At 66.3% G+C, this 13,907-nt stretch carries 14 protein-coding genes; 12 read left to right on the top strand and 2 right to left on the bottom strand.

The window, feature by feature from the left end; translation table 11 throughout:
• Positions 1-7: 7 nt before the first annotated feature.
• Positions 8-1,033 carry an NADP-dependent oxidoreductase gene (locus tag SLQ33_RS19055; protein ID WP_319455421.1) on the top strand — a complete coding sequence of 342 codons (1,026 nt, stop codon included), beginning with the start codon at positions 8-10 and terminating at the stop codon, positions 1,031-1,033.
• Positions 1,034-1,091: 58 nt separating this feature from the next.
• Positions 1,092-2,006, top strand: a complete 915-nt coding sequence (locus SLQ33_RS19050) for a tyrosine recombinase XerC (RefSeq protein WP_319455420.1) — start codon at positions 1,092-1,094, stop codon at positions 2,004-2,006.
• Here the strand turns inward: SLQ33_RS19050 and SLQ33_RS19045 are convergent.
• Entirely contained in the window at positions 2,003-2,494 is a 492-nt protein-coding gene (locus SLQ33_RS19045; RefSeq protein WP_319455419.1) for a M23 family metallopeptidase, read from the bottom strand. The genes SLQ33_RS19050 and SLQ33_RS19045 overlap by 4 nt on opposite strands.
• A 294-nt stretch (positions 2,495-2,788) precedes the next feature.
• On the opposite strand from SLQ33_RS19045, the gene rpsB reads away from it, so the two are divergent.
• The 10 genes from rpsB (at position 2,789) to SLQ33_RS18995 (ending at position 13,304) form a co-directional block, all read left to right on the top strand.
• Positions 2,789-3,637 carry a 30S ribosomal protein S2 gene (gene rpsB, locus SLQ33_RS19040; RefSeq protein ID WP_319455418.1) on the top strand — a complete coding sequence of 283 codons (849 nt, stop codon included), beginning with the start codon at positions 2,789-2,791 and terminating at the stop codon, positions 3,635-3,637.
• 21 nt (positions 3,638-3,658) lie between these two features.
• On the top strand, positions 3,659-4,474 hold the full coding sequence (gene tsf / locus SLQ33_RS19035) for a translation elongation factor Ts (RefSeq protein ID WP_319455417.1): 816 nt from the start codon (positions 3,659-3,661) through the stop codon (positions 4,472-4,474).
• 150 nt (positions 4,475-4,624) lie between these two features.
• On the top strand, positions 4,625-5,260 hold the full coding sequence (locus tag SLQ33_RS19030) for a nucleotidyltransferase domain-containing protein (RefSeq protein WP_319455416.1): 636 nt from the start codon (positions 4,625-4,627) through the stop codon (positions 5,258-5,260).
• Positions 5,261-5,304: 44 nt separating this feature from the next.
• On the top strand, positions 5,305-5,649 hold the full coding sequence (locus SLQ33_RS19025) for a hypothetical protein (protein WP_319455415.1): 345 nt from the start codon (positions 5,305-5,307) through the stop codon (positions 5,647-5,649).
• 39 nt (positions 5,650-5,688) lie between these two features.
• Positions 5,689-7,095, top strand: a complete 1,407-nt coding sequence (locus SLQ33_RS19020) for an amidase (RefSeq protein WP_319455414.1) — start codon at positions 5,689-5,691, stop codon at positions 7,093-7,095.
• Between the two features lie 181 nt (positions 7,096-7,276).
• Positions 7,277-8,443, top strand: coding sequence for an ABC transporter permease (locus SLQ33_RS19015; protein ID WP_319455413.1), 1,167 nt, complete (start codon positions 7,277-7,279; stop codon positions 8,441-8,443).
• Positions 8,443-9,009, top strand: a complete 567-nt coding sequence (locus SLQ33_RS19010; protein ID WP_319455412.1) for an ABC transporter permease — start codon at positions 8,443-8,445, stop codon at positions 9,007-9,009. The genes SLQ33_RS19015 and SLQ33_RS19010 overlap by 1 nt, the downstream gene beginning before the upstream one ends.
• Positions 9,010-9,011: 2 nt before the next feature.
• Positions 9,012-9,749: an ABC transporter ATP-binding protein gene (locus SLQ33_RS19005; protein WP_319455411.1), complete on the top strand. Its 738-nt coding sequence runs from the start codon at positions 9,012-9,014 to the stop codon at positions 9,747-9,749.
• Between the two features lie 39 nt (positions 9,750-9,788).
• The gene (locus SLQ33_RS19000; RefSeq protein ID WP_319455410.1) at positions 9,789-11,303 is read left to right on the top strand and encodes an APC family permease; all 1,515 of its coding nucleotides are present in this window, start codon (positions 9,789-9,791) and stop codon (positions 11,301-11,303) included.
• A 21-nt stretch (positions 11,304-11,324) separates the two neighbouring features.
• Positions 11,325-13,304 carry a primary-amine oxidase gene (locus SLQ33_RS18995; RefSeq protein ID WP_319455409.1) on the top strand — a complete coding sequence of 660 codons (1,980 nt, stop codon included), beginning with the start codon at positions 11,325-11,327 and terminating at the stop codon, positions 13,302-13,304.
• A 179-nt stretch (positions 13,305-13,483) separates the two neighbouring features.
• On the opposite strand, the gene SLQ33_RS18990 is transcribed toward SLQ33_RS18995, so the two are convergent.
• Positions 13,484-13,900 (bottom strand): MarR family winged helix-turn-helix transcriptional regulator, encoded by a 417-nt coding sequence (locus SLQ33_RS18990; RefSeq protein ID WP_319455408.1) that lies wholly within the window; start codon positions 13,898-13,900, stop codon positions 13,484-13,486.
• Between the last annotated feature and the right edge of the window lie 7 nt (positions 13,901-13,907).

Here is a 13,907-nt window from a genome sequence, read left to right as displayed (position 1 = left end):
TCGGGTCGTGCCCGATCGGTTGAACCGCCAGATCCTGTTGCGCCGCCGCCCGACTGGGCTCGTTGCCCCCGATGACACTGAGCTGGTCAGCGTGCCTGCGCCCGAGCCCGCCGACGGCGAGGCGTTGCTCCGCACCACCTACGTCGGGATGGACGCCGCCGCGCGCACGTGGCTCGACGGGCAACCCGGCTACCTGCCGCCGGTGGAGCTCGGCGACGTGATTCGGGCAGCCGGCATCGGCGAGGTCGTCGAATCGCGGTGCGACGCCTATGCCGTCGGCGACGTCGTCACCACGCTGACGGGCTTCCAGGACTACTCGATCATTCGCGACGATGTGTTCGCCACACCCGTCGTCGGGTTGACCGACCAACTGGCGGTGATGTCGATCTACGGCCCGACCGGAGCCACCGCGTACTTCGGTATGACCGGCGTCGGCAAGCCCAAGGCGGGGGAGACGGTGGTGGTGTCCGCCGCCGCGGGCGCGACGGGTTCGGTGGCTGGTCAGATCGCGAGGATCGCGGGTGCCCGCGTGGTCGGCATCGCCGGTGGTCCGGAGAAGTGCCGCGCGGTGGTCGAGGACTTCGGGTTCGACGCCTGCATCGACTACAAGGAAGCCGACCTCGCGGCCGCGTTGAAGCAGCACTGCCCGAAGGGTGTCGACGTCTACTTCGACAACGTGGGCGGACCCGTCCTCGACGCGGTGCTCGGTCGGCTCGCCGCCAAGGCCAGGGTGGTGCTGTGCGGCGTCATCTCCAGCTACCTCACCGGTGAGCACCCCGGCCCGGCCAACTACGTGAACCTGCTGGCCAGGACCGCATCGATGCAGGGGTTCAACGCGCTCGACGAGTGGGGCCGCTTCGACGAGGCCTTCGACGCGCTGCGCGGCTGGGAGCAAGACGGTCTGCTCGCGCACCGCGAGACCGTCTTCAAGGGCCTCGAGTCCTGCGTCGACGCGCTCAACGGACTGTTCACCGGAGCCAACATCGGCAAGATGCTCGTCGAGGTCAGCCCACCCAGCCCAGTGCCCGCCTGACCCGACACACGCGGCCCGCCTAGGCCACATCGCGGGCGGGGCCTGCGACCGTAGGGGGATGGCGGTCCAGTTCGACGTGGTGCTCGAGGAGTTCGACGAGTTCCTCGCGCTGCAGCGAGGCCGCTCCGAGCACACCCGCCGCGCCTATCTCGGTGACCTGCGGTCGCTGTTCGCGTTCCTGTCCGAGCGGGCCCCGGAGGCGTCCCTGGCGGGGCTGTCGGTGCCGCTGCTGCGGTCGTGGTTGGCGGCGCAAGCGTCGGCCGGGGCCGCCCGCACGACGCTGGCGCGGCGCACCTCCGCGGTCAAGACGTTCACGGCCTGGGCGTCGCGCGCCGGTTTGATCGACGGCGACCCGGCGACCCGGCTGCAAGTGCCCAAGGCGCGTCGGACGCTGCCGTCGGTGCTGCGCGAAGATCAGGCGCTGGACGCCATGAATGCCGCCAATTCCGGTGCACAGCAAGGTGATCCGCTTGCCTTGCGGGACCGGCTGATCGTCGAGTTGCTCTATGCCACCGGGATACGCGTCAGCGAGTTGTGCGGGCTCGACACCGATGACGTCGACGCGTCGCGGCGGCTGCTGCGGGTGCTTGGCAAGGGCAACAAGCAGCGCACCGTGCCGTACGGCGAGCCCGCGCAACGGGCGTTGACCGCGTGGCTGGCCGACGCTCGTCCGGAGCTGGCGACCGCGGACTCGGGGCCCGCGCTGCTGCTTGGCGCCCGCGGAAAGCGGCTCGATCCGCGTCAGGCCCGCACGGTGGTGCACCAGACGATGGCCGCCGTCGACGGGGCACCCGACATCGGTCCGCACGGGTTGCGGCACAGCGCGGCGACGCATCTGCTCGAAGGCGGAGCCGACCTGCGGGTCGTGCAGGAACTGCTGGGCCACTCGTCGTTGGCGACCACGCAGCTCTACACGCACGTGACGGTGGCGCGGCTGCGCGCGGTGCACGATCAGGCCCACCCCCGCGCCTAACCGCTCAACGGCTTGAGCCGGATCGGCGTCGAGACCACCAACCTCAGGGGGTCGACGTAGTCCGCGCGGGCCGCAGCACCCCACATGGCACCCCAGTGCAGACACGCGGCAGCCCCGCAGCCGGAATGCCCCGCGACCAGCGTGCCGATCGTGGCGCCAACGTCGACGAGTTGCCCAGTGCGTACCAGTGCGTCGACGGGTTCGTAGCTGGTGCGCAGCCCGCCGGGGTGGGCGATCGAGATCACCGGCCGGTTCGCGAGCCGCCCCGCGAACACCACGGTCCCGGGGGCCGCGGCATGCACGCCTTGCCCAGGCGCGCCCGACAGGTCGACGCCGCGATGCCCGTGCTGCCAGTCTGGATCGGGAGCATCGAACGTGCGTAGCACCGCCGGACGTGGGTGTAGTGGCCAGGCGAGCCGACCGGTGTCGGCGTGGACCGGTGGCGTACTTACCAGCACCAGGATGGCCAGCGCGGCCACGATCCTCATCGGCCCAGTTCAGCCCGCCGCGGGCCACCGGGGAAGGGGAGCGGACCCATCTGTGGACGGGGACGCCACTGTGGATCGCGGCGTGGTCAAAGCATGCATGTCAACGGTGTAAACTGAGTCCCGCAATCCGCATCAGCGGGTTGACTTCGCGCGCCTGCACCGCAGCCCCGTTCCTCCAGGGTTGCACTCGCATGCCGGCGGTCTCGTCTCAGGATGGGTCCGGCACGCAGCAGACGCCAGGGTTCGGCATCACCCGACGCCGGACGACAACCGACAATGAAAGCTGGGCAAAACATGGCCGTCGTGACCATGAAGCAGCTGCTTGACAGCGGCACCCACTTCGGGCATCAGACCCGTCGCTGGAACCCCAAGATGAAGCGGTTCATCTTCACCGACCGCAACGGCATCTACATCATCGACCTGCAGCAGACGCTGACCTACATCGACCAGGCGTACGAGTTCGTCAAGGAAACCGTCGCCCACGGTGGCAGCATCATGTTCGTCGGCACCAAGAAGCAGGCGCAGGAGTCCATCGCCGACGAGGCGACCCGCGTCGGCATGCCGTACGTGAACCAGCGCTGGCTGGGTGGCATGCTCACCAACTTCTCGACGGTCCACAAGCGCCTGCAGCGCCTGAAGGAACTCGAGGGCATGGAGCAGACGGGCGGCTTCGAGGGGCGCACCAAGAAGGAAATCTTGATGCTGACCCGCGAGAAGAACAAGCTCGAGCGCAGCCTCGGTGGTATCCGCGACATGGCCAAGGTTCCGTCGGCCATTTGGGTCGTCGACACCAACAAGGAGCACCTCGCCGTCAGCGAGGCCATCAAGCTGGGCATCCCGGTCATCGCGATCCTGGATACCAACTGCGACCCCGACCAGGTCAACTACCCGATCCCGGGTAACGACGACGCCATCCGTTCGGCCGCGCTGCTCACCAAGGTGATCGCGTCCGCCGTCGCGGAGGGCCTGCAGGCACGTTCCGGAGCGGGCAGCGACAAGCCCGCGGCCGAGGGTGCGGAGCCGCTCGCCGAGTGGGAGCAGGAACTGCTGGCCGGTGCCACCGCGGGAGCGGCGACCCCAGCCACCAACGGTGCCGCCGAGCCCGAAGCCCCGACCGAAACCCCCGCTCCTGAGTCTTCCTGACCAATTCAAGAGAGGTTGAAAGTGGCGAATTACACCGCTGCCGACGTCAAGCGGCTCCGGGAGCTCACCGGCTCCGGGATGCTGGCCTGTAAGAACGCGCTTGTCGAGGCCGACGGCGACTTTGACAAGGCCGTTGAACTGCTCCGCATCAAGGGCGCCAAGGATGTCGGCAAGCGCGCCGAGCGGGCCACGGCCGAAGGGCTGGTGGCAGCCAAGGGCGGCGCGCTGATCGAGCTGAACTCCGAGACCGACTTCGTCGCCAAGAACGCGGAGTTCCAGGCGCTGGCCGATTTGGTCGTCGCGGCTGCCGCGGCAGCCAAGGCCGGCGACGTCGACGCGCTGAAGGCGGCCCCGGCCGGTGACAGCACCGTCGAGCAGGCCATTGCGGACCTGTCGGCCAAGATCGGCGAGAAGCTCGAACTGCGCCGCGTGGCGTACTTCGACGGTGAGGTCTCGACCTACCTGCACAAGCGGGCATCGGATCTGCCGCCGGCCGTTGGCGTGCTGGTGGAGTACACCGGCGGTAACGCCGACATCGCGCGCGTCATCGCACAGCAGGTCGCGGCGATGAAGGCGAAGTACCTGACGAAGGCCGACGTGCCGGAGGAGCTCGTTGCCAGCGAGCGCCGCGTCGCCGAGGAGACCGCCCGCGAGGAAGGCAAGCCCGAGCAGGCGCTGCCGAAGATCATCGAGGGCAGGCTCGTCGGGTTCTTCAAGGACGTCGTGCTGCTCGAGCAGCCGGCGCTGACGGAGGACAAGAAGACCGTCCAGGGTGTGCTCGACGACGCCGGAATGACCGTGACCCGGTTCGCTCGGTTCGAGGTCGGACAGCCCTAACGACGTAACACGACGGCCCCGTAGCTTCCGGTAATCGCGGAAGTGCGGGGCTTTCGTGCATCTTGTTCGCTGCATCGGTTACCAACTATTGTTGGTGTAGCCCAACTATAGTACGCTTAGATCAACATTAGTTGGGCAAGGAGCGCTGCCGTGCAATTCAACCGGCCGTTCGCGACCGTGACGCCCACGCTTGATGGCGATGTACTAGCCGTCCTGGCAGCGCACGATGCCGCGTTCACCGCGGGCCAGATCCGGCGTGTCCTCAACGACTACTCCGAGGAAGGCATACGCAAGGTGTTGACGCGCTTGGTCCTTCAGGGCATCGTCAGTGCCGATCGCGTGGGTAATGCGTTCACGTATCGGCTCAATACCGATCACCTTGCGGCGGATCCAATTCGGGCACTCGCTCGGCTCGGAGGCACGTTCCTATCCCGCCTCGAGAAACACCTCGAAGCCTGGGATCCTGCGCCGGTGTATGCCGCGGTATTTGGGTCGGCGGCTCGCGGCGACATGACCGTGGACAGCGACCTCGACATCTTTCTCGTTCGCGATGGCGGGATCCTCGACCACTTGTGGGCCGACCAAGTCAATGAGCTTGGGGCCGCGGCCACGAGGTGGACGGGCAATGATGCGCGCGTCCTTGAGTACACGGTCGACGAGTTGCGGGGAGCAGTTGACGAGCCATTGCTGCGCGATGTGGTGGACCAAGGCCTCACGGTGGCTGGGTCGCGCGCCTGGCTCGTGAAGCAGCTACGGCAGGGGTCGAAGGAATCGAGAAGCAAATGACGGGACGAACCAGGGACTGTACGAACGCGATCCGTACCGGCCGGTTGAAGAAGGCGATCGAGTTCCAGGATGCCGCGACGCTCGCCCAGGAGCACGACATGCCGAACGCGGCGGTCGACTTGTTGGTCGACGCAGGAATTGCAGCCGCAGACGTCATTTGTTGCGCCCGGCTAGGACTTCATGCGACGGGCGAGAACCACAATGAAGCGATCGCACTACTGAAGAAGGCCGAGGCCAGCATGGAGACGCACTTGCGGACACTGCTGAACGTGAAGACCAAGGTCGCCTATACGCATCAGCAGGTGTCAGCCGACGATCTGAAGAAAGCCAGCCGAGCGGCGGAAGCGCTGGTCGAAGGCGCCCGCCGCACGTCGTCAACCAGCCCCTAATCGGCAATTTGCAGGCGCTGGCGTTGCTACCGTCGGGCCATGGCACGCATATCCGCATTCACCGACGACGCGCTGGGCGAGCTCGACGCGGTCGGGCTCGTCGAAGCACTGGCCTCGGGTGCGGTGTCCGCGGCCGAACTGGTCGAGGCGGCCATCGCCCGCACTGAGCGGGTCAACCCAGACCTGAACGGGATGGCGTACGACGCGTTCGACCGGGCGCGCCTCCGCGCAGCGGCCAAGCGACCGTACGGGGGGTACTTCGACGGCATCCCGACCTTCGTCAAGGACAACGTCGCGGTCGAGAGCATGCCAATGATGCAGGGCACCGACGCGTGGGAGCCGCACCCTGGCGTAGCGGACGGCGACTTCGCCCGTGACTTCCTGGCGACGGGGCTGATGCCGCTCGGCCGAACTCGTATGTCGGAGTTCGGGTTCAGCGGTTCGGCAGAACATCCTCGGCTCGGACCGGTCCGCAATCCATGGGATCCGGCGTATTCGTCAGGAGCATCATCGTCGGGGGCGGGCGTCTTCGTGGCGTCCGGCGTGGTGCCCATCGCCCATGCGAACGACGGCGGCGGCTCGATCCGCATCCCCGCCGCGTGCAACGGGCTCGTCGGGCTGAAACCATCGCGGGGGCGGCTGCCGGTCGACAAGGAGACCCGGGCGATGCCGTTGCTCATCGTGGCCAACGGCGTCGTCACCCGCTCGGTGCGTGACACCGCGGCGTTCTACCGCGAGATGGAACGCATCCACCACAATCCCAAGCTGCCCCGCATCGGTGACGTCACAGCGCCCGGCAAGGCCCGGCTGCGCATCGCGGTGTGCACCCAGTCGGTGGCACGCACGGCGAGTCCCGAGGTCACGGAGCTGACGCTGAAGACGGCGGCGCTGCTCGAGGAGCTCGGCCATCGCGTGACGACCATCGACAATCCCGTGCCAGCACAGTTCAAGGACGACTTCCTGCTCTATTGGGCGTTCTTGGCGTTCGCGCTGATACGGGGCGGCCGCCGCACGTTCGGCCCCACGTTCGATGCATCGAGGCTCGACAACCTCAGCAGAGGGCTGGAGCGGTCGGCGGCGCGGCGGCTCCACCGCGTTCCGTCGGCGATCGTGAGGTTGGCGCGCACGCGCCGGATCACCGCGCGTCTGGGTGAGCAGTACGACGTCGTGCTCAACCCGACGCTTTCCGGCGTGACCCCGCCGATCGGGCATCTCGACCCGATGGCCGACTACGACCAGATCATCGACCGGTTGATCGACTGGGTGGGGTTCACGCCACTACAGAACGCGACGGGCGACCCGGCAATCTCGCTACCACTCGCGCTGTCGACCGACGGGCTGCCCGTCGGGATGATGTTCGCCACGACGGTGGGGCAGGAGGCGAGGCTTCTGGAGCTCGCGTACGAACTCGAAGAGGCTCGCCCGTTCCCCTTGCTCGGCGCCTGACCGCTGCGCATTCCGACGGCCAATGACGGTGGTCATCAACACCATTCGAACCGAACGGATGATTGGGCAACGAAATCCGTTGCCTGCGTGACACTGCGCCGTAATCGAAACCCGTGCTAGTTAACGCGGCCGACACGCACAGTCGCCATTGGCGAAACACGGCGATTCCACCATCCTTTGTGTGGAGACCCCCGCGCCCACAACCGTTCGATCACCGGCGATCGCCACCGCAACCTCGGGCAACACGTTCGCGTGCCTCGTCCGGTTCGCGCTGGCGAACATTCGCCGTCGTCCCGAACGGTTTGCGCTGTCCGTGCTCGGCATCGCGCTGGCGATCGGTTGTGTGGTGATCGTGCGCACCATCTCGTCGAGTTTCGCGATCACAGGAGCCGACTCCGTCACCGACGTACTCGGCGGCGCCCAGCTTTGGGCCGTCCCCGCGGCCGGCGTGCAGTACGACGCCGACGTGCAGGCGCTCGTCGCCGGCGGCCCCGCACCGGAGTTCGTCGTGCCCGACGGCTGGCGAGCGGTGCGAACGCTGTCCGGCGTCACGGACCTCAACGGAACGAAGGTCTCGTTGCGCGGAAGCGACGAAATCGCCAGCGGTCAAGCAATTTTGGGCTCGGGGCTGGCCGCCCGGCTGGGGGTGTCGGACGGAGACCGCGTGGTGGTCGGGGGGCAGAGTCTCTTGGTCACCGTCACGGGTAGTGGCCAGAGCATGTCGGTGGCGAGCGGGCTGGCTGCAAGCGTCGTCGGCGAGCACGGGTGGTGGACCATCTTCGCGCCGGCCGGTGACGAGAAGCGTCGCACGCTCGGTCCGACGTTCGGCGCCGCCGTCGGCCTGCCCGATACGACGGATCCGTCGGTGGCACCGGATCCCGCTGGCGCCGGGCTGATCTACGACACCGTCGGGGGTACGGGTCCGCTCACATTCGAGGGAAAGTTCTCGGCCCTGTTCTCCGGCCAGGTCACCAGCAGCACGCTCGGCTTGATCTCGATGATCGGCCTGGTGCTGGGGTTCATCATCGCGTTGTCGTCGTTTCTGGCCGCGGTGGCCGAGCGCAAGCGTGAGTTCGGCATCATGGCCAGCATCGGTTTGGCCGACGAAGTGCTGTACTTCTTCCTCGTCGAGTCGGGCATCGTCTTCGTGGTCGCCTATCTCGTCGGCGTGCTCGGCGCGGGAGCCGCTGTGGCACTGGTGATTCCGGGCATTGCGACGCCGATGGCCTGGCTCCAGGCATCCGCGATGGTGGCTGCATTCTTGCCGGCGATGGCGATCGTCGGCGCGCTAGTGCCCGTGCACCGGCTGCTGCAACAACGTCCCGTCGACCTTCTGGGAGGCCGCTAGTGCTGACGAAGGGACTCGCATACGGCTGGTTGTCGGCACGGCGTCGCATCGGCGAAATGGTGCTTCCCGTGGTGACCACGGCCACCGGCGCCTTCCTCGTGGTCATCGTGTTCGGGATGTCCGAAGGAATCCGCGCGCAGTCGGCTTCGCTCGGACATGCCGACGAGATCGGGCGTGCACTCGTGCTCATCGCCGTCACGGTGCTGTTGGTCGGTGTCGTGGAGGTGGCGGTCGCCACCACCAGGACGGTGGCCCACCGCACCCGTGAACTAGGAGTCCTCGGCGCGAACGGGATCCCGCGCAAGCCGGTGATCGCCGCCCTGCTGGTCGAACCGGTGGTTGCGGCCGTTCTGGGTGCGCTGGCTGGCGTCGCGCTCGCCGTCATCACGGGATTCGTCTTGGATGCAATGGGTTTCGTTGCGACGGGCGTTGCCGCGTCGGGCCTGTTGCTCGGCTCGGCGATCGCGGTGGGAGTCAGCATCGTCGCGGCAGTCGCCACCAGCATCGTGCCCACGTGGAACGCAGCGTCGCGCCCACCCATCCGTTCGCTCTCGAGTGGAGGTTAGACATGACGGCCGTACAAGATACCGACGAGGATGCCGAAACCACCGCGGCCACCACCGCGGAGGCGCCGGCGCCGGTCATCGAAATATCCGACGTGTGGAAGCTGCACAAGCTCGGCGACGAGGTGGTCAAGGCTCTGGTCGCAGCCGAACTCCAGGTGATGCCAGGCGAGTTCGTCTGCCTGATGGGCCCGAGCGGCAGCGGAAAGTCGACGCTGCTCAACATCATCGGAGGCCTGGACCGGCCGACGAAGGGCAGCGTCAAGGTCGCGGGTAAGGACACCTCGAAGCTGACCGAGAGCCAGTACGCGGCGTTACGCCACGACACGATCGGGTTCATCTTCCAGAGCTACAACCTGATTCCGTTCCTGTCCGCGGTCGAGAACGTGGAGCTGCCGCTGATGTTCGAGCCGTTCGACCGAAAAGCCTTGCGCAAGCGGGCGATCGAGTTGCTCGAATTGGTGGGACTGGGTCATCGGATCAACCACCAGCCGACCAAGATGTCCGGCGGCGAGCAGCAACGCACCGCCATCGCGCGGTCGTTGATCAGCAACCCGACACTGGTGCTCGCCGACGAGCCGACCGCGAATCTGGATCACCGCACGGGGGAGACGGTGGTGCGCATGCTGCGTGACCTGTGTTCGACGCTTGGCGTCACCGTCGTCGCCAGCACCCACGACCCCACGGTCGCCGACGAAGCGAGCCGCGTCATCCGCATGAAAGACGGACAAATCGTCAACTAGCCGAGTCCGCGCCAGAACTCGAACCGATTGGAAGAAGCAATGACACAAGAACTCGAAGCGTCGCGGTCGGCCGGCCGCGACAAACTAATGACCACCGAGCTCGTCCCGGAGCAGGTGTTCCCCAAGGTGATGACCACGTTCGGCCTCACGGCCACCTACGTGTTCATCATCTGCTGGATCACCGGCTCATCGGTGATGGCGGCGGGCGGCTGGACCGCGATCCCGATGTGGGTTCTGGGCATCCTGACGTTCCTTGTGCCCGCGGGTATGGCGGTTGCCGAGCTCGGCAACCTGTGGCCGGGTGAAGGCGGCGTGTACATCTGGGCCACCCGCACCATGGGTGAGACCTGGGGCTTCGTCGGTGGCTACCTGTCGTGGATCCCGGTGATCCTCAACGCCGCGTCGTCACCCGCGATCATCGTGCAGTTCCTGCTTCTGGCCTTCCACGCGGAGCTGGGTCCGGTGATCAGCATCGTCTTGCAGGTGATGATCCTGTGGGGCGTCATCGGTCTCGCGCTGGCGAAACTCGCTGCGAACCAGAAGATCATGAACACGGTCTTCATCGTCTACGGGGTGTTGACGGCAGTCATCTTCATCTCGGGCGTGGTCTACGCAGCGAAGAACGGTTCGGCCACACCGTTCGATGCGCACGCAGCTACGGTGCCCGACTTCGCAGGCGCAGGTTTCCTGTACGGCACCGTGCTGCTGTACCTGCTGGGCGTCGAGACGCCGTACAACATGGGTGCGGAGTTCCTGTCGGTACGCAAGAGCGGGCCGAAGATGGTCATCTGGGGCTCGATAGCCCTGGTGGTCATCTACTTGTTGACCACGCTTGGCACCATGATGGCGCTGCCCACCAGCGAGATCAACCCGGTGACCGGTGTGATCGGCATGCTGGGCACGGCCGCCCCCGCGGGCGTGATGGAGGTCGGGGCCGTCGTCCTGGCGGTGATCGTCTTCGTCGCGTTGATGTCCTACCAGGTGACGTACTCCCGGTTGATCTTCGTCTCGGGCCTCGAGCGCCACCTGCCGCGCATCTTCACCCACCTCAACCCGCGTACCCGCAACCCCGTGACGGCCATCCTCATCCAGGGCGTGCTCTCATCGATAATCCTGGTGGCGTTGTACTCACAGGCCAGCATGGCCAACGTGACGATCTTCCTTCAGGGTGGCCTCTCGACCGTCTGGTTGATCTCCGGGTTCTTCTTCCTGATCCCGGTCATCATCGCGCGCAAGAAGTACGCCGACCGCTACGCCAACGAGACGTTCTGGCGCATTCCCGGCGGCATGGTCGGGGTGTGGATCACGGTCATCATCGGCTCGTTGGGCACCATCGCCGGCGTCTACTACTCGTTCGCCAAGTCCTGGCTCACGAGCTCAGGGGTGGGCGACGCCGAGTGGATGAAGTGGGTGGGCAGCATCGCCGTGGGCATGGTGCTCCTCGGCGTGGTCGTCTACTTCTTCGGCAGGCGGTCTGCACACAAGACCAGTGCCGAAGACGCGTTGGCGCATCTTGCCGTGCTCGATCTAAACACAAGTGAATCGACGAAATAAGAAACAAGAGGCTTGATCGAAATGACATTGGACAGCACCACCCTTCAGGCGGCCGCTACCGAGGACAAGACCTACTACCCGCTCGACCCGCTGACCGGCGCGGAGATCGAGTCAGCCGCGGCAGTCATCACGACATCCGAATACTCAACGCCGACACTGAAGTTCGTGATGATCCAGCTGGCGGAGCCGGCCAAGACCGCGACGCTGACGTTCGAGGGCGCGGTCGACGTGCCGCGGTGTGCGTTCGTCTCGATGTACGACGCGGGCGCCAAGTTGGTCTACGAGGCGGTCGTGGACCTCGGAGCGCGGATGATCGTGTCGTGGAAGGCGATACCCGGCCGGTTCCCCTCGTATCTGGTCGAGCACATGACCGGGGTCGAGGAGACGGTCCGTGAGGATCCGCGGTGGCAGGAGGCGATGCGCAAACGCGGCGTCACCGACTTCAGCCTCGCGATGATCGACCCATGGCCCGCAGGCTATTACGGCGCGCAGGACCACTACGACAACTCGGCGCTGGTGTGCCGTCCGCTGACGTTCATGCGGGCGGCGCCGTCCGAGCACGGCTATGCCCGCCCGGTCGAAGGCCTGATCGTCACGTTCGACCTGGACAAGATGGAGATCATCGACATCGAGGATCACGGTGTCGTGCCGCTTCCACCGACGGCGGGCAACTACGACCCGAAGTTCATGTTCGACGAGAACAACCGGCCGGCGTTCACCGAGTTCCGTTCCGACGTGAAGCCCATCGAGATCACCCAGCCCGACGGGCCCAGCTTCACCGTCGACGGCTGGCACGTTACGTGGCAGAAGTGGTCGCTGCGGATCGGCTTCAACCCGCGGGAGGGCATCACGCTGCACGAGGTCACCTACACCGACCGTGGCGAAACGCGGCCCATCATGTACCGCGGCTCGTTGTCGGAAATGGTGGTGCCCTATGGCGATACGTCACCGACGCACTGGAACAAGAACGTCTTCGACATGGGTGAGGTCGGGATGGGCTTCTCGGCCAACCCGCTGACACTTGGCTGCGACTGTCTGGGAGAGATTCAGTACTTCGATGCCACGGTCAACGACTCGAGCGGCAACGCGGTCATCATCCCCAACGCGATCTGCATGCACGAGGAGGACTACGGGATCTCCTGGAAGCACACCGACTTCCGCACCGAAGAGGTCGAGGTCCGGCGTTCCCGGCGACTCGTCGTCTCGATGATCTGCACGGTCGGCAACTACGAGTACGGGTTCTTCTGGTACTTCTACAACGACGCGTCGATCGAGGTCGAGGTCAAGCTGTCCGGCGTGCTCACCACCGGCGCCGTCGAGGACGGCGAGGTTCCGCGCTGGGGCAAGCTCGTCGCTCCGGGCATCTACGGACCGAATCACCAGCACTTCTTCAACTTCCGGCTCGACATGAGCGTCGACGGGCCGGGAAACAGTGTGTACGAAGTGGATTCGATCCCGGAGCCCGACCCGGCGCTCAACCCGCACCACAACGCGTGGATCACCCAGGACACGTTGGTGGCCTCCGAAGCCGAGGGTGCGCGGGACTGGGACTGGAAGACGGGCCGGTACTGGAAGATCACCAATCCGTCGAAGAAGAACGAACTCGGCAGTCCGGTGGCATACAAACTGGTGCCGAAGGAGATCGTGCCCGTCATGGTGCAGGAGGGCTCACACATCTACGACCGCGCCCGCTTCGTGCAGCACAACCTATGGGTGACCAAGTACGAAGAGTCCGAGAAGTTCGCGGCGGGGGACTACATGTACCAGTCCGCCGACGCGCAGGGCCTGCCGGAGTTCATCGCCGACGACGCTCCACTGGAGGACACCGACGTGGTGCTCTGGTACACCCTCGGCGCGCACCACGTGGTGCGGCCGGAGGACTGGCCGGTGATGCCTTGTGCGTACACGGGATTCCACCTCAAGCCCATCGGCTTCTTCGACGGAAACCCGGCACTCGACATCCCGCCGTCGCCTCCGAAGGCGTGCCACTCGCATCACTGAACGCGGCGTCGCCCGGGTAGCCTTCGGTGTTCTGGCCTTGAGTCCACAGGGCCCGGACCCGGAGGCGACCCGTGAGCACACTGTCCGACGACCTGCACACGCTCGGTTACGAGGCGGCGCCAAGGCCCGAGGTGCTCGACGGTCGGTGGAGCCCGCCGCCGGTGCGCACGGCGTGACGGTCAGCCCAGCGCCGCCAGCAGCTTCTTGAACTCGGCGCGTTGCGACGGCGTCAGTGGGTCGAGCACGCGGCGTTCGGCTTCGCGGACGCCGACGTCGATGCGTTCCAGGAGTGCGTGACCATCGCGGCTCAGCTCCGCCGGTCGCGAACGCCCGGACGCGACGGTTTCGGGCCGCGTCACTAGGCCACGGTCTTGCAGCCCGCGGACCACCATGTTCATCGCCTGCGGTGACACCATCACGTCGCGCGCCAGGTCGGCGTTGGACTGGCCGGGCGTTCTCGACAGGATCCGCATGCAGATGTATTGCGGGAACGACAGGCCCGCAGGATCGAGCGCCATCGTGGTGACTTCTGCGCGCAGGGACGTCGCCACCCTGTGCAGCAGGTAGCCCAACGGCTCGTCTACGCCTTCGTCCATGTCAAGT

Source organism: Mycobacterium sp. RTGN6 (assembly GCF_033804605.1).
GTDB lineage: Bacteria > Actinomycetota > Actinomycetes > Mycobacteriales > Mycobacteriaceae > Mycobacterium.
Note: the sequence above shows the minus strand (reverse complement) of the source record. Positions and strands in the feature narration are given on the sequence as shown.

Bases quoted from the DNA above. Each gene is read 5' to 3' on its own strand.
- SLQ33_RS19050 (WP_319455420.1), top strand. From the start codon at position 1,092: ATGGCGGTCCAGTTCGACGTGGTGCTCGAGGAGTTCGACGAGTTCCTC.
- SLQ33_RS19045 (WP_319455419.1), bottom strand. From the start codon at position 2,494: ATGAGGATCGTGGCCGCGCTGGCCATCCTGGTGCTGGTAAGTACGCCA.
- rpsB (WP_319455418.1), top strand. From the start codon at position 2,789: ATGGCCGTCGTGACCATGAAGCAGCTGCTTGACAGCGGCACCCACTTC.
- SLQ33_RS19020 (WP_319455414.1), top strand. From the start codon at position 5,689: ATGGCACGCATATCCGCATTCACCGACGACGCGCTGGGCGAGCTCGAC.
- SLQ33_RS19005 (WP_319455411.1), top strand. From the start codon at position 9,012: ATGACGGCCGTACAAGATACCGACGAGGATGCCGAAACCACCGCGGCC.
- SLQ33_RS19000 (WP_319455410.1), top strand. From the start codon at position 9,789: ATGACACAAGAACTCGAAGCGTCGCGGTCGGCCGGCCGCGACAAACTA.
- SLQ33_RS18995 (WP_319455409.1), top strand. From the start codon at position 11,325: ATGACATTGGACAGCACCACCCTTCAGGCGGCCGCTACCGAGGACAAG.
- SLQ33_RS18990 (WP_319455408.1), bottom strand. From the start codon at position 13,900: ATGGACGAAGGCGTAGACGAGCCGTTGGGCTACCTGCTGCACAGGGTG.